Origin of the sequence: Brevundimonas balnearis (assembly GCF_042434805.1) — a bacterium.
GTDB classification, from domain to species: Bacteria; Pseudomonadota; Alphaproteobacteria; order Caulobacterales; family Caulobacteraceae; genus Brevundimonas; species Brevundimonas balnearis.
This window is the reverse complement of sequence record NZ_JBHLSW010000003.1, coordinates 739001-754429: the sequence shown is the minus strand read 5'-3', so window position 1 is coordinate 754429 and position 15429 is coordinate 739001. Positions and strand designations below refer to the sequence as shown.

Below are 15429 nucleotides of genomic sequence, written 5' to 3'. Positions count from 1 at the left end.
CGATCGTTTCGGCGATCGTCGTTCTCCGAGTTAGAAGGACGCTTCCCTTGAGACGTAACCTGCTCCTCCGCGGCACGGCGCTGAGCGCCGCCACCTCGATGCTGATGATCGCCGTTCCCGCCCTGGCGCAGGACCAGGCCGCCGATCCCCGCGAGCAGGAGGCGACCGAGGTTGAAGAGATCGTCGTCACCGGCAGCCGCATCCCGCGCAACGAGTTCACCAGCGCCGACCCGATCCAGGTCCTGACCGCCGAGCGCGCTGAACAGCGCGGCCTCAGCGACACGGCCCAGCTGCTGCAGAGCTCGACCATCGCCGCGGGCTCGCCGCAGGTGAACGCCACCATCTCTTCGGCCTTCGTGACCGACGGCGGTCCGGGCTCGTCGACCATCTCGCTGCGCGGCCTGGGCGCGAACCGCACCCTGGTGCTGCTGAACGGCCGCCGCGCCGGTCCGGCCGGTACGCGGGGCGGCGTCTCGGCGTTCGACCTGAACGTCATTCCGCAATCCTCCATCAACCGCATCGACGTCCTGAAGGACGGCGCCTCGTCGATCTACGGCTCGGACGCCGTCGCCGGCGTGGTGAATCTGATCACCGAGCGCGGTCGCGACGGGGGCGAGATGTCGGTCTTCGCCTCGCTGCCGGTCGAGGGCGGCGGCGAGCAGTACAACATCAACGGCGCGTTCGGCCGTACGTTCGACCGCGGCTACATCAACATCTCGGCGGACTACTACCTGCAGGAAACCCTGCGGGCCGGCGACCGCGACTACCTGAACTGCCGCAACCAGTACGTCTTCGAGCCCGGCACCCGCACGCGCGCGGACCGGATCGATCCGCGCACCGGCGAGCCGCAGTGCACCGACTTGGCCTGGGGCCAGGTGTATGTCTACGGCCCGGACTTCTCCGGCCGCGCCGGCCGCTTCCAGTTCGACTATGACGGCGACCTGGGCCAGTACATCCCCGCGCGCCCGACCAATCCTGCCGTGGCCGCCACCTATCCGAACGCGCCGGCCGGCTTCTATCTGGTCAACTACGACACGCCGTCGCGTGCGGTGACCAACAACCTCAGCCCGTTCGCCCTGGAAGAGTCGATCGTCCCGGAGATCGAGCGCTATACGGTCTTCGTCGACGGCGCCTACGAGCTGGGCAACGGCGTCGAAGCCTACGCCGAGCTGCTTCTGAACCGTCGCGAAAGCCGCACGGACAGCTACCGTCAGTTCTGGAACTACACCTACACCGCCGATTTCCTGGACTTCTACTACGGTCCTGGCGCGGGCGGCGACCCGGTGACGGGCTTCACGGGCCTGAACCTGCTCAGCGCCACGCCGATCACCGACCACTTCGATGCTGAACAGATCGTCGACTACGGCCGTGTCGTGGCCGGCCTGCGCGGCAACTTCGGCAACTGGAGCTGGGATGTCTTCGCCCAGTACAGCCGTTCGGACGGCGACTACACCTCGGACGTCATCCTGCAGGATGCGGTCGACTCCACCAGCTTCAAGACGAGCTCGTGCGTCGGCACCAACCTGCCGGTCAGCGGCCGTCCGTGCATCGACGTCGATTTCACCGACCCGCAGTTCCTCGCCGGAAACCTGACGCCGGAAGAGCGGGCGTTCCTGTTCGACACCGAGACCGGGAACACCCTCTACGAGCAGACCTATGTGGAAGGCTCGATCGCCGGCAGCGTCTTCGACCTGCCCGCCGGTCCGCTGGGCGTCGCCGTCGGCTTCCACCTGCGCCGCGACGAAATCCGCGACGTTCCGGGTGAAGTGACCCTGGCCGACAACAGCTGGGGCCTGTCGGGCGCCGGGATCACCGAAGGCTCGGAAGAGACGAACGAGGCCTACCTCGAGCTGGCGGTCCCGCTGCTGCGCGACCTGCCATTCGTGCAGGAGCTCGATCTGTCCCTGTCGGGCCGCTACACCGACACCAAGACGTCGGGCGACGCCACCACCTACAAGGTGGGCCTGAACTGGGCGCTGACCGATTCGGTCCGCTTCCGCGCCACCCACGGCACGTCGTTCCGCGCCCCGGCCCTGTTCGAGCTGTACCTGGCCGACCAGACCAGCTTCATCGGCCAGCGGAACATCGACCCCTGCCTGAACCTGGACCAGCGCGTGGCCGACGGCTCTCTGGAACAGCAGTCGCAGCTCTACCAGAACTGCACCAATCCGGCCGGTCCGGGCGGCGGCGTGGCCGGTGACTTCACCGGCGGCGTGTCCTCGGCCGAAGTCGTGACCGGCGGCGGTCTGGGCGTGCTGGAGCCGGAAACCTCGACGGCCACCGTGCTCGGCGTGATCCTGACGCCGACCAACAGCAACCTCAGCCTCGCGATCGACTACTTCGACATCAAGATCGAGGATCAGGTCGACGTCCTGGGCGCCGGCGGCATCCTGCAGGCCTGCTACCTGTCGGACAACTTCCCGAACGATCCGATCTGCGACCAGTTCGATCGTGACCCGGCGCTGGACGGCAGCATCACCCAGGTCCGCGACAGCTACCTGAACATCGCGGAACAGAACAACCGCGGCCTCGACTTCACGGCGCGGTGGTACCACGACTTCTCGTTCGGCACCCTGACGATCGACAGCCAGACCACGTGGACGCTGGAGAACAACCAAGCGACCTTCGCGGACTTCGGCGACGACTTCCTGGGCGAGATCGGCTACCCGGAACTGGTCGGCAACTTCAACGTCAGCCTGAACCGCGGTCCGTGGACGGCCTTCTGGGGTCTGGACTGGATCGGTAACCAGGACGACCGCTACGAGCGCGTGACGAACGGGGGCTCGCTGTTCCAGACGATCGACGGGCGCCGGACCGAGATCAAGGCGGAAGCCGAGTTCACCAGCTTCCACAGCCTGTCGCTGACCTATGACGCGGAAGGCTGGACCGTGTCGGGCGGCGTCGCCAACGTCTTCGACGAGCTGCCGCCGGCGGCCTCGGCGGTGGCGGTCGGCACCCAGGGCAACTCGATCCTGGCGTCGCAGTACACCGAGGCCTACTACGGCCGTCGCGCCTTCCTGCGGCTGTCGAAGTCGTTCTAAGGCGTAATCCGGACTAGAACTCTGGGGGCGGCGGAGCGATCCGCCGCCCTTCGTTCGTTTGCGACGTGGAGAGGACGACCCATGGCCATCATCCGCGGGATGACCGACACGCTCGATGCGGAGGTCCGCCGCTTCGAGCAGACGCCGCTACGGCAGCCGCTTCTGGTGAACAGCGTGCCCAAGGGCGGCACCCACCTGCTGCGCAACATCCTGCGGATGTTCGTGCCGGTCGAGCAGCATCACGACCGGGACTTCATCCAGATCCCGAACATGCACCTGCATCTGGACGCACTGGATCCGAACCGGCCCAAGCTGGCCGCGGCGCACCTGCTGTTCAGCGACCAGTCGGTGGCCAACGTGCGCCATGCGCGTCACCTGCTGCTGGTCAGGGATCCCTACGACTGGGTGCTGGCGCGGGCGCGCTTCTTCGTGTCGGAGGAGTTCGACCAGGAGAACATCCGGCACCTGAAGACGCCCGGCCTGTTCTCGGCCGAGGTGCTGTTGAACATGATGATCTTCGGCATTCACCAGAAGTCGCCGGCGCTCATCGACATCTTCACGCACAACGCCGCCGCCTGGCTCGGCACGGGCGTGCATCTCGTGCGCTACGAGGAGGTCGTCGGCGCGCTGAAGCGGCTCGAATCCGCCGAAGCCGAGGCGTACTTCCGCACTCTGCTGGGGGCGGCCGGAATCGACATGCCGGGCGACTGGCGCGAACGGATCAAGGTCGGTTCGGACCGCAAGCTGAGCCGGACGGCCCGCGAGAATCTCAAGCTGCCCGAGGGTCTGGTCTTCCCGGACTCGCTGCCCGACACGCAGAAGCGGCTGGTCGACCTTCACGCCCCCGGCCTGAGGGCGGCCCTGGGCTACAGCTGACCGCCGGGAGGCGACGTCAATCGATCGCCGCGAGCCAAGCTGGAAGATCCGATATGGTCTCGAGCGCTCCGAATCGGTCGTGGCCCACCGGCGCCTCGGCGACCTCGTGAGCCCAGGTGACGGCATAGGGGATATGGACCGCCCAGGCGCCCGCCTCCAACGCCGGAAGGACATCCGAGCGCATGGAGTTGCCGGCCATCACCGCCTCCCGCGGGCCCGTGCCGTGGCGGTTGAAGACCCGCTCATAGGTGTCGCGATCCTTCTCAGAGACGATCTCCACGGCGGCGAACAGTTCGCCCAGCCCGGACGCGGCCAGCTTCCGCTCCTGATCCAGAAGGTCGCCCTTGGTGATCAGCACGAGCCTGTAGCGGGTCGACAGTTCGTTCAGCGCGTCGTCGACGCCCGGCAGGGGCTCGACCGGATGGCCCAGCATGTCGCGGCCGGCCGCCAGGATTTCGCGGATGACGGACGACGCCACACGCCCGTCGGTCAGCTCCATGGCCGTCTCGATCATCGACAGGGTGAACCCCTTCACGCCGTAGCCGTAGAGCCGGAGATTGCGCGCCTCGACCTCCGCCAGACGCGCGTCGATCATCACGGCGTCGGCGTAGTCCGACAGCAGGCTCGCGAAGCGGTCGTGCGTCAGACGGAAGATGGTCTCGTTGTGCCAGAGGGTGTCGTCGGCATCGAGCCCGACGGTGGTGATCGGCATGGGCGGCTCCTGGAGGTGAGGGGCGTGGTCGCGTGGGACCGGCCTGGGGTCAAGCCGGGGCGTTCGGCCGCGTTGCAAGGACGCTCCTGCGGCCGCTAGGTGCGCCCCATGGAGGCGACCATGACGACAGGCGCGGCGCTGGTGATCGGATCGTCGGGAGGTGTCGGCGCGGCCGTGCTGGACCGCCTTCGGAGCTCCGGACGTTTCGCTGAGGTCCTGGGCGTCTCCCGTCGGTCGGACGGACTGGACATCACCGACGAGGCCTCGGTCGCCGCGCTGGCGGAACGTGTCGGCGGCGGCACGCCGCTGGACCTGGTGTTCGTCGCGACGGGCGTCCTGCACCACGGCGAAGAGCCGGAGCGCAGCTTCAAGGCCATGACCGCCGAGCACCTGCTTCGCGATTTCCGGGTCAACGCCGTCGGACCGGCGCTTCTGGCCAAACACCTGATCCCGCTGATGCCGCGGGATCGTCGGGCGGTGTTCGCGGCCCTGTCGGCCCGGGTCGGCTCGATCGGGGACAACCGGCTGGGCGGCTGGCACAGCTATCGGGCGTCCAAGGCCGCGCTGAACATGATCCTGAAGACCCTGTCCGTGGAGCTCGCTCGCACCCACCCGCAGGCGGTGGTGGCGGGGTTGCATCCGGGCACCGTCGACAGCGCCCTGTCCAAGCCGTTCCAGCGGGGCGTGCCGCCCGAGAAGCTGTTCACGCCCGGCGATTCCGCCGGCCGCCTGCTGGCGGTTCTTTACCGCCTGACGCCCGCAGACAGCGGCGGCGTCTTCGCCTGGGACGGCGCCCGCATACCGGAATGACGCTGGCGCGTTGACCTGAGGGGCGGGCGCCTGTAGCGCAGCGACCGTTTGCCCGCCGCGACCAAAACGAGGATCCCGCCGATGACCGCCAAGCTGATCGAAGGCGCCACGGGCGTCCTGGCCCTCGCCGATGGCACCGTTTTCCAAGGGATCGGGGTCGGCGCCGAGGGCAGCGCGCTGGGCGAGGTCGTCTTCAACACCGCGATGACGGGCTACCAGGAGATCCTGACCGACCCCTCCTACATGAGCCAGATCCTGGCCTTCACCTTTCCGCATGTCGGAAACGTCGGCGTGAACGTGGAGGACGTCGAACAGATGGGCGGCGGCTCCGACACCTCGGCGCGGGGAGCGATCTTCCGCGACGTGCCGACCGAGGCGGCGAACTGGCGCGCCGACGACGGGTTCGACGCCTGGATGAAGCGCCGGGGCGTGGTGGGCTTGGCCGGGATCGACACGCGCGCCCTGACCCAGGCGATCCGTGACAGGGGCGCGCCCCACGCGGTGATCGCCCACCACCCGGACGGTCGCTTCGACCTCGACGCTCTGGTCGCAGAGGCGCGGGCCTGGACCGGGCTGGTCGGTCTGGACCTGGCGAAACCCGCCTCCACCCTGCAAAGCTTCGAGTGGGATCAGGGCCTGTGGGATTGGCCCGAGGGCTATCCCCGCGTCGATGCGTCGGACAAGTCGGTGGTCGTCGTCGACTACGGCGTGAAGCGCAACATCCTGCGGGCGCTGGCCTCCACCGGCGCCAGGATCACCGTCGTGCCGGCGACGACCTCGGCCGAGGACATCCTGGCGCGAAACCCGGACGGCGTGGTTTTGTCGAACGGTCCGGGCGATCCGGCCGCGACCGGCGAATACGCCGTGCCGGAAATCCGGAAGCTGGTCGACAGCGGCAAGCCGATCTTCGGCATCTGCCTGGGCCACCAGATGCTGGCGCTGGCGCTGGGCGCCCGGACCGTGAAGATGGACCAGGGCCACCACGGCGCGAACCATCCGGTGAAGGACCTGACTACCGGCAAGGTGGAGATCGTGTCCATGAACCACGGCTTCACCGTCGATCGCGACAGCCTGCCGGACGCGGTCATGGAGACCCACGTCAGCCTGTTCGACGGCACCAACTGCGGCATCGCGTTGAAGGATCGACCGGTGTTCAGCGTGCAGCATCACCCCGAGGCGTCGCCGGGGCCGACGGATAGCCTGTATCTGTTTCAGAGGTTCGCCGACACGATGAGAGGCTGAACCAGCCTGCCGCGAGAGCCTTGATCTGATACTGTGGCCCGGCCAGGCTCGCCCAGCGTCGGAGGCCCGCATGCCGAAGTCCCTCACGATCGCCGCCATCGCGGCCGGCGGGCTTCTGCTGGCGGGTTGCGCCGGGATGGCGCGGGACGACTTCGCGCTGGAGGACCGCTCCGGCGCCGCGCCGACCGGTTTCAGGCTCGACGCCGATCCCCCCCTTCGGTTCTTCATCGACGACGGCCGGCGGATCGCCTTCTTCGAGAACGAAATCCGCTCCGGGCTGAAGGTCGGACCCGACGGACGGTTCGACATTCTGGCCCTGTCCGGCGGCGGGGCGAACGGCGCCTTCGCCGCGGGCCTGGTCAAGGGCTGGACCCAGCGCGGCGACCGGCCGGACTTCGAGGTGGTGACGGGCGTCTCCACAGGCGCCCTGGCGGCGCCCTTCGTCTTCCTCGGCCCCGACTGGGACGATGAGCTCGAGGAGGCCTATGTCGGCGGCGCCGCCGACGGCCTGTTGAGACCGCAAGGGCTGGGAGTCTTCTTCGGCTCCGGCCTGTTTCAGGACGCGCCGCTGAGGCGGCTCGTCGAGCGGTACGTGGACGAGCGCATGCTCGCGGCCGTCGCGGCGGAGCATGCGAAGGGCAGGGTGCTGCTGGTCGCCACGACCGATCTGGACGCTCAGCGAGGCGTCAGTTGGGACATGGGCGTGATCGCCGCCCGAGGCGGGCCGGAGGCGGTGCGGCTGTTTCGCGACGTGCTCGTGGCCTCCGCCAGCGTGCCCGGGGTGTTCCCGCCGGTGCTGATCGAGTCGCGCAACGGCGCGGCGACCTTTCGCGAGATGCATGTCGACGGCGGGGTGACGACCCCCTTCCTGGCGTTGCCCGAGGACCTCTGGACCTTCAGTGATCCGTCCGGCCACCTGCGCGGCGCGCGTCTGCACGTCGTCGTCAACGGCAAGCTGGAGCCCGGCTTTGGCGTGACGCCCGACACGGCTCAGAGCGTCCTCGGCCGCAGCGTCGAGGTCCTGCTGCGCGGCTCCCTGGTCAGCGCGATCGCCGGAAATCGGGCCTTCGCGCGAAGCAACGGGGTCGAGTTCCGTTATGCGGCCCTGCCGAGCGATGTCGAGGCTCCCGCTCTGAGCTTCCAGACCGAAACCATGCGGCGGGTTTACGAGATCGGCCGGCTCGGCGCGGCCAGCGGCGACATCTGGCGCTAGGAGGCCGCCCGGATGGGATGTAGGGAGAGGGGCCACGGGAGGTCCCCGTGTCTTCAGCGATCAGACGCATGTTCGCGGCGGGTGTCGTGCTGCCGGCCACGCCGTCTGCCGCTCAGGACGCTAGGTCGGCTCGCGCGCGCGAACACCCCTGCGAACCGTGCGCGCGGCCATGAGCAGCTACATGTTCAGCGTCGATGGCGCGCGTTCGCTGCGGGCCCAGCGCGAGCCATGGAACTAGGGCAGGACCGCCAGGCCGGCCGTCCGCCTGAGATCGGAGGCCTTGCGGACCGCCAGCGGCGCCGCGTGCAGCCAGTAGTCGGCGTCCTCATGCCGCTGGGCCACACGCCGCTCCAGGCCGCGCAATCGGCGAAGCGCCGCATTGGCGAGCAGCCGCGCGTGGACCGCTCGGGGCGTTTCTTGAGCAATGAAGGGGGCGAAGGGGGTGGCGACGGCGTCGGGGCCTTGAGGCTCCACCGCCGGCCGGGCGATGGTCATGAACATGGAATGATCGTCGTGTCTGGGCGACGCCTTCTGCGCCCGGATGCGTGTGGTTAATCCACACGAGCTGTGGATAGTTCCGTCATCTGACCAAAAAGAGGCGTGAGAACAGTCTCTTGAGCCTCAATCTCGCCCACACAGTTAATGCGTCGCGCGACGCCGGGCGCGGAGCGATTCGCGCTATGAAGGCGCGTGCGGTTCGACGAGCGATACATCGAGGAGCTGAAGACGCGGCTCAGGCCGTCCGATGTCATCGGTCGCACGGTGAAGCTCAAGCGACAGGGCCGGGAGTGGGTGGGCCTGAGCCCTTTCACCAAGGAGAAGTCGCCCAGCTTCTTCGTCAACGACGACAAGGGCTTCTTCCACGACTTCTCGTCGGGCAAGCATGGCGACGTCATCAGCTTCCTGCAGGAGACCGAGCGGCTCAGCTTCGTCGAAGCGGTGACCCGGCTGGCGGGCGAGGCGGGCATGGCCCTGCCCGCCGAGGATCCCCAGGCCGCCGAGCGCGAGAAGAAGCGCCAGGGGCTGTCGGACTGGATGGACCTGGCCCAGAAGTGGTTCGCCGCCAACCTGCGTCGCTCGGTCGGCCAGGCGACGCGAGACTATCTGGCAAGGCGCGGCCTGCCTGAGGATCAGTGGGACCGCTTCGGGCTGGGTTATGCGCCCAACGACCGCGAGGGGCTGAAGAACGCGCTGGTCCAGCGCGGCGCGCGGCCCGGCGAGCTGGTCGAGGCGGGCCTGCTGATCGCGCCGGAAGGGGGCGGTCAGCCCTACGACCGGTTTCGCGACCGGCTGATCTTTCCGATCCTGGACGCGCGGGGGCGCATCGTCAGCTTCGGCGGCCGGGCCATGAACCCGGACGACCGGGCCAAGTATCTGAACGGCCCGGAGAGCCCGCTCTTTCACAAGGGCTCGACGCTCTACGGCCTGCCGGAGGCGCGGCGCATCCTGGGGGCGGCGTCGAACAGCGATCAGAGCCTGATCGTGGTCGAGGGCTACATGGACGTCATCGCCTGCCAGCGGGCGGGGTTGCCGGCGGTCGCGCCGATGGGCACGGCCCTGACCGAAGAGCAGATGGCGGTGCTGTGGCGGGTCAGTTCGGAGCCGGTGCTGTGCTTCGACGGGGACGCGGCAGGCTTGCGCGCCGCCTATCGCGCGGTGGAGCGGGCGTTGCCGCTGCTGAAGCCCGGGCGCTCGTTCAGATTCGCCTTGCTGTCCGGGGGCAAGGATCCCGACGACATCCTGCGCGACGCGGGCGCGCCGGCGCTGCGTCAGGCGGTGGGCGAAACCCGCGCCTTTTCCGAGGTGCTGTTCCAGCGCGAGCAGGCGGCCGAGCCCCTGGACACGCCAGAGCGCCGCGCGGGGTTGAAGGCGCGGTTGCGTCAGGCGGCCCAGGCCATTCAGGACCGTGATCTGGCGGAGCAGTATCGCGCCGACCTTTTCGACCGTTTCGACGCCCTGTTTCCGCGCCGCGCGCCCGCCCCGGTCGCGCCGCGTCAGGGACGGGGCCGCTTCGGCCCGCCGCCGGTGCTCGGCCAGACGCCCGAGGGCGCCGAGGCGATGCAGGCGCTGAGCCGTGCGCTGGAGCCGATGGCCGCCGCGATCGCCCATGGGGCGCTCGACGATCCCGAGCGCATGGACGATCATCTGGAGGCGATCGCCTCGCATGGCTTCGGCGACCCTCAGCTCGAACCTCTGGCCCAGGCCATGGTCGGGGTGCGGTTCTCGGGCCAATCGCTTGACTCTTCAGCCCTGCGTCGCCATCTGGCGACCTCGGGTCATAGCGTTCTGTTGCGCGAGGTCGAGAAGGCGGCGGCGAAGTCCGGCGCGCCTTTCCTGGCTATGGACAAGCCCCTCGGTGAGGCGCGGACCCTTTGGTCGCAGGCGTTCGACGCGTTGACGCGCGTCGCGGCGCTGGAGTCGGCCCTGGACGCGGCGAAGGCCGCGCCGGGCCAGGACGAGACGTTCCGACGGCTGAAGGCCGAGCGGGACGCGCTTCGCCGTGCGATCAAAGCCGGAGAGATTTGGGATCAACCCGCGAGCCGATGATCCATCGCTCGCGTCACGAGTTGCATAGGCGGACGCAGGTCCGCTTGGAGACGAAGACCGAATGAACGCCCAGCCTGAGACGCAGGAAGTCGAAACCTCGCAAGACGGGCCGCTGCTCGACCTGACCGACGCCGGCGTCAAGAAGTTCATCAAGCAGGCCAAGGCCCGCGGCTACGTCACGATGGACGAGCTGAACAAGGTCATGCCGTCCGAGGAGGTCACGCCCGACCAGATCGAGGACACGCTGGCCATGCTGTCCGAGATGGGCGTGAACGTCGTCGAGGCCGAGGAGGACGCCCAGGAGGCGCAATCCACCGAGGTCGCCGAGCGCGCCGAGACCGCGGTGGCGGAAACCGAGTCCAAGCCGGCCTACGACCGCACCGACGACCCGGTGCGCATGTACCTGCGCGAGATGGGATCGGTCGAGCTGCTGAGCCGCGAGGGCGAGATCGCCATCGCCAAGCGCATCGAGGCCGGCCGCGACGCCATGATCTCAGGGCTCTGTGAAAGCGCCCTGACGTTCGAGGCCATCATGGTGTGGCGCGACGAGCTGGCGAACAACCGCATCCTGCTGCGCGAGGTCATCGACCTGGACGCCACCTACGGGGTCATGAACCCCACGGCGCCGCCCGCCGAGGGCGAGGAGGCCGAGGAAGAGGAGCCCGCCGAGGCCGAGGACGAGAAGCCGGAGTCCGACGAGGACGACGACGATTTCGACGACGGCGGCGGCCTGTCGATCTCGGCCATGGAGGCGGAGCTGCGCGACGGGGTGATGGAGATCCTCGACGCCGTGGCCGCCGACTTCGGCGCCTTCCGCAAGCTGCAGGACAAGCTGGTCGAGGCGCGGCTGAAGGGCGAGGCGCTCTCGGCCAAGGACCAGAAGGCCTATGACGCGCTGACCAAGTCGATCTCGGATCGGCTGAAGACGCTGAAACTCAACAACAACCGCATCGAGGCGCTGGTCGAGCAGCTGTACGCCATCAACAAGCGGCTGATCGGGCTGGAAGGCCGTTTGCTGCGCCTGGCCGACAGCTACGGCATCTCGCGGCCCGAGTTCCTGAACGCCTACTTCGGCTCCGAGCTGGACCCCGCCTGGACCGACCGGGTCAAGGAAATGGGCGTGCGCTGGACCAAGTTCGCCGAGAACGAGGCCGGCCAGATCGGCGACATCCGCGCCGACGTCGCCGCCGTGGCCACCGAGGCCGGCCTGCCGATCGACGACTACCGCCGCATCGTCCAGAAGGTTCAGAAGGGCGAGCGCGAGGCCCGTCAGGCCAAGAAGGAGATGGTCGAGGCCAACCTGCGCCTCGTGATCTCCATCGCCAAGAAGTACACCAACCGCGGCCTGCAGTTCCTTGATTTGATTCAAGAAGGGAACATCGGTCTCATGAAGGCGGTCGACAAGTTCGAGTACCGCCGAGGCTACAAGTTCTCGACCTACGCCACCTGGTGGATCCGTCAGGCGATCACCCGCTCGATCGCCGACCAGGCGCGGACCATCCGCATCCCGGTCCACATGATCGAGACGATCAACAAGATCGTCCGCACCTCGCGCCAGATGCTGCACGAGATCGGCCGCGAGCCGACCCCGGAAGAGCTGGCTGAAAAGCTGGCCATGCCGCTGGAGAAGGTCCGCAAGGTCCTGAAGATCGCCAAGGAGCCGATCAGCCTCGAGACGCCGATCGGCGACGAGGAGGACAGCCACCTGGGCGACTTCATCGAGGACAAGAACGCGGTCCTGCCGATCGACGCGGCCATCCAGTCCAACCTGCGCGAGACCACGACGCGGGTGCTGGCCAGCCTGACGCCGCGCGAGGAGCGGGTGCTGCGCATGCGCTTCGGCATCGGCATGAACACCGACCACACCCTGGAGGAGGTCGGCCAGCAATTCAGCGTGACCCGCGAACGCATCCGCCAGATCGAGGCCAAGGCGCTGAGGAAGCTCAAGCACCCCAGCCGCAGCCGCAAGCTGCGCAGCTTCCTGGACAGCTGACACGAGGCCCGGCGGAGACGCCGGGCCTTTTTCTCAGGCGCGCGTGTCCAGCAGCGTGCCCATCATCTCATCGGCGGCCTTGACCACGGTGACATTGGCCTCGACCTCGCGTCGTGCGATCAGGCGCTCGACATGCTCCTCCGCGAGGTTGTCGAGCGGCGCCTGGGCGGTGCGGCGCGCGCTCTCGTCGAAGCGGGCGATGGCGCTCTGGATCCCGGCGGCGGCGATGTTGACGCTGTTCATGACGCCAGCCTCGCACGGCCAGGGTCAACCGCCCGTGCACGAAGATGGCGAACGAACGCGGTTAGCCGCGGAGCCCCGGCGTGTCGCCCTCCTAGTCGATCCAGGCGGCGCCGCCGATCGCCGGGCCCAGCAGGACGGCGTTGATCAGCAGCGGCTTCAGTCCCTCCAGATAGCCGCGCGTGGTCGGGTCTTGGGTGAAGACGACGATGGCGCCGCGCCCCAGCGGCGTGACCATCACGGCGGGCTTGAAGGCGAGCGCGCGGCGGTTCTCGTCCCACAGCTGGCCCGACGCCAGAAGCTCGTCGGGACCTAGGAAGCGGACGACGTTCGCGCCCTGGCCCCGCGTCAGCGGCGCGAAGGTGTCGTCGCCCTGAACCAGCAGCGTCAGTTCGGAAGCGATGCCGGCCGAGAGCCAGTGGTCGGGATCGACACGCCCCCGGATCAGGGCCCCGGCGACCGACGACCGGCGCTCCTCGCCCAGCACGGCGTCGCGGTAGGCGGCTTCGGTCTCGATCAGCGCGCGCTCGGTCCCGGCGGTCCCGGGCTCGGGCGCCGTCTCCAGCCTGGCGGCGCTCAGCCGGGCGTCCGGCGCGGCCACGAAGCGCGAAGGGCCCGCGCCCAGGGTGATCAGGGTGCCGCCCCGCTCGACCCAGGCGCGCAGGTTGTTCAGCCCCCGCTCGCCCAGCCGGGCCTGGTAGCCGTTTCCGTCGGGCAGCACGATCACCGGATAGCGCGACAGGTCGGCGCCGGCGATCAGGCGGGTGCGGGCGGCGGTGACCGGCAGGCCGAACTCGCGCTCCAGCACATAGCGCGCGGCGCCCGCGGCGGTGGGATCGGTGGGTTCGTCCCAGGCCAGGAGCACGCGCGGGCTCCGCAGCAGGGCCGCCTCCTCCGAGCCGAAGCTCGGCCCTTCGGTGGTCCAGCTCTCATCCACGCCGACGACGCGGGCGCCGGTCTCGGCGGCCGCCGCCTGAAGCCGGGCGGCGAGATCCGCCGGCTGGCCCGCGCGGGGAATCAGCACCGTCCCGGACGGCCAGACGCCCGAGGCGTGGGTGAAGCCCTCGGTGAACGCACGGGCGGTCACGCCGGCCCGCAGCAGGTCGATGACCAGCTTCTGCCCCGCCGCGCCCGGATGGACCAGGAAGCCGTAGCGCGCGTCCGGATTCACGATCTCCGCCGGACGCACCAGTTCCCGGCCGACGGCCGTCGTCTGGACGTTGGGCCGGCTGTCGCAGACGGCCGACGGCGTGTTGAACATCAGCGGCAGCGACCAGGCGGTGACATCGTACAGCTGATCGCCGAGCCCGCGCTGGCGCCGCGCTTCCTGCTCGGCCATGAAGTCGGCGGGCACCGGCACGTCGCGGGTCAGCAGCACCTCGACCATGCGGCGCAACGGCTGGGCGCGGTTCACGACCAGCGAGCCCGCCGGCCACGACCGGCCGCAGGCGGTGAAGCCGCTCTCGGCCCGGCCGACCTCGATCCCGGAACGGACCAGCAGTCCGCCGAGCTTGTCCACCGCCGTGGGATCGGCCGGGTTCGGCGCGATGACGTAGGCGCCGCGCCCCCCTTCCAAGCCGTCCCGGGCGAAGGCCCAGCGGTCGCGCCACAGCCGCTCGCGGTTCGCGGCCGCCGCCTCGATGGTCGACAGGGACGCCACCAAGTGGTTCCGCACGCCGTCGCGATAGGTCAGCAGGTCGCCGCTCGAGCGACGGGCCACCAGACCGCGCGGCGAGCCCTGCTCATAGGTCATCGACACCGCCCCCAGGTAGGCGGGCCAGCCGTCGCCGTAGCCGGGATAGAAGGCGTCATAGACCTGGCGGTTGAAGTAGGGCTCGCCGATCGCGTCGAAGCGGCGGCCGGTGTTGCGTCCGATCGTCTCCCGCATCGCCAGCGTCGAGGACGGCAGGAGCGGGTTCAGGGGGTCGGCTTCGGGCGGGAAGAAGAAGCTCTCGTCCGTGCCCATCTCATGGGCGTCCACCAGCACATGGGGCCGCCAGTCGAGCACCAGGGCGGCGTGTCCCCGGGTCTCCGGCTGGGTCTGGATGAACCAGTCGCGGTTCAGGTCGAACAGGTCGTGATTGAAACGGCCGCCCGGCCAGGGCTGAGCCCGCTCGGCCGAGAGGGGATCGGGATTGGGCTCCACGCCGAGCCCCGCGGTGAAGCTGTCGATGAAGCGCTCGCGCCCGTCGGGGTTCTGGGTCGGCACGAAGATCACCACCGTCCGCTCCAGCCATCCCGCGACCGCCGGATCGCGAGAGGCCAGCAGGTGGTGGGCCGCCGCCGCCGCCGCATCGGCGGGGGTGATCTCGTCGCCGTGGACCGAATACGCCAGCCAGACGATCGCGGGCATATCGGCGATGATGCGCTCCGCCTCGGCCGCGCTGGTGATGCGGGGGTCCGAGACGGCCTGCGAGGCCGCCTTGATGGCGTCGAGTCTGGCGATGTTCGCCGGCGATCCCACCACGGCCCACCAGAGAGGCCGTCCCTCGTGGCTGCGGCCGTACTCGCCGATCCGGACGCGGTCCGGCGAATGCGCCGCCAAGGCGTCGAAGTAGCGGCGCAGGTCGGCGGGACGGCTGATGACCTCTCCCGGGTCCCAGCCGAGCACCGAGCGAAGCGCGGGGACGGCGGGGTCGTGGCTCGCGCCCTCGATCAGCGGCCCCGTGCGGGATTGAGCCGCGGCCGGTCCGGCCGATGCGAGGAGAAGCCCCGCCAACGCTGCGGCGACGACGCGGAAATTCATGCGACCCCC

Annotated in this window: 11 protein-coding genes; 7 read left to right on the top strand and 4 right to left on the bottom strand. The window is 69.2% G+C overall.

Going from position 1 to position 15429, the window contains the following annotated elements; all coding sequences use genetic code 11:
- Positions 1–47 precede the first annotated feature (47 nt).
- Positions 48–3041, top strand: coding sequence for a TonB-dependent receptor plug domain-containing protein (locus tag ACFFGE_RS04865; RefSeq protein WP_376834845.1), 2994 nt, complete (start codon positions 48–50; stop codon positions 3039–3041).
- Positions 3042–3122: 81 nt separating this feature from the next.
- Positions 3123–3917 carry a hypothetical protein gene (locus tag ACFFGE_RS04860; protein ID WP_376834843.1) on the top strand — a complete coding sequence of 265 codons (795 nt, stop codon included), beginning with the start codon at positions 3123–3125 and terminating at the stop codon, positions 3915–3917.
- Positions 3918–3933: 16 nt separating this feature from the next.
- Here ACFFGE_RS04860 and ACFFGE_RS04855 read toward each other — a convergent pair whose 3' ends face one another.
- Positions 3934–4629 (bottom strand): HAD family hydrolase, encoded by a 696-nt coding sequence (locus ACFFGE_RS04855; RefSeq protein ID WP_376834841.1) that lies wholly within the window; start codon positions 4627–4629, stop codon positions 3934–3936.
- A gap of 120 nt (positions 4630–4749) precedes the next feature.
- On the opposite strand from ACFFGE_RS04855, the gene ACFFGE_RS04850 reads away from it, so the two are divergent.
- The 3 genes from ACFFGE_RS04850 to ACFFGE_RS04840 all read left to right on the top strand — a co-directional run bounded on the left by ACFFGE_RS04850 (position 4750) and on the right by ACFFGE_RS04840 (position 7894).
- Positions 4750–5439, top strand: coding sequence for an SDR family NAD(P)-dependent oxidoreductase (locus ACFFGE_RS04850; protein WP_376834839.1), 690 nt, complete (start codon positions 4750–4752; stop codon positions 5437–5439).
- A gap of 81 nt (positions 5440–5520) precedes the next feature.
- Positions 5521–6681: a glutamine-hydrolyzing carbamoyl-phosphate synthase small subunit gene (gene carA, locus ACFFGE_RS04845; RefSeq protein WP_376834837.1), complete on the top strand. Its 1161-nt coding sequence runs from the start codon at positions 5521–5523 to the stop codon at positions 6679–6681.
- A gap of 70 nt (positions 6682–6751) precedes the next feature.
- Entirely contained in the window at positions 6752–7894 is a 1143-nt protein-coding gene (locus ACFFGE_RS04840) for a patatin-like phospholipase family protein (protein ID WP_376834835.1), read from the top strand.
- A gap of 234 nt (positions 7895–8128) precedes the next feature.
- On the opposite strand, the gene ACFFGE_RS04835 is transcribed toward ACFFGE_RS04840, so the two are convergent.
- Complete coding sequence (locus ACFFGE_RS04835; RefSeq protein WP_376834833.1) at positions 8129–8395, bottom strand: hypothetical protein; 267 nt, start codon at positions 8393–8395, stop codon at positions 8129–8131.
- Positions 8396–8584: 189 nt separating this feature from the next.
- Here ACFFGE_RS04835 and dnaG point away from each other — a divergent pair, with 189 nt between their 5' ends.
- Positions 8585–10441, top strand: a complete 1857-nt coding sequence (dnaG, locus tag ACFFGE_RS04830; protein WP_376834831.1) for a DNA primase — start codon at positions 8585–8587, stop codon at positions 10439–10441.
- Positions 10442–10502: 61 nt separating this feature from the next.
- Positions 10503–12434, top strand: coding sequence for an RNA polymerase sigma factor RpoD (gene rpoD / locus ACFFGE_RS04825; protein ID WP_376834829.1), 1932 nt, complete (start codon positions 10503–10505; stop codon positions 12432–12434).
- Positions 12435–12467: 33 nt separating this feature from the next.
- Here rpoD and ACFFGE_RS04820 read toward each other — a convergent pair whose 3' ends face one another.
- Positions 12468–12677: a flagellar hook protein FlgE gene (locus ACFFGE_RS04820; RefSeq protein ID WP_376834827.1), complete on the bottom strand. Its 210-nt coding sequence runs from the start codon at positions 12675–12677 to the stop codon at positions 12468–12470.
- 91 nt (positions 12678–12768) lie between these two features.
- Complete coding sequence (locus tag ACFFGE_RS04815; protein WP_376834825.1) at positions 12769–15420, bottom strand: M14 family metallopeptidase; 2652 nt, start codon at positions 15418–15420, stop codon at positions 12769–12771.
- Between the last annotated feature and the right edge of the window lie 9 nt (positions 15421–15429).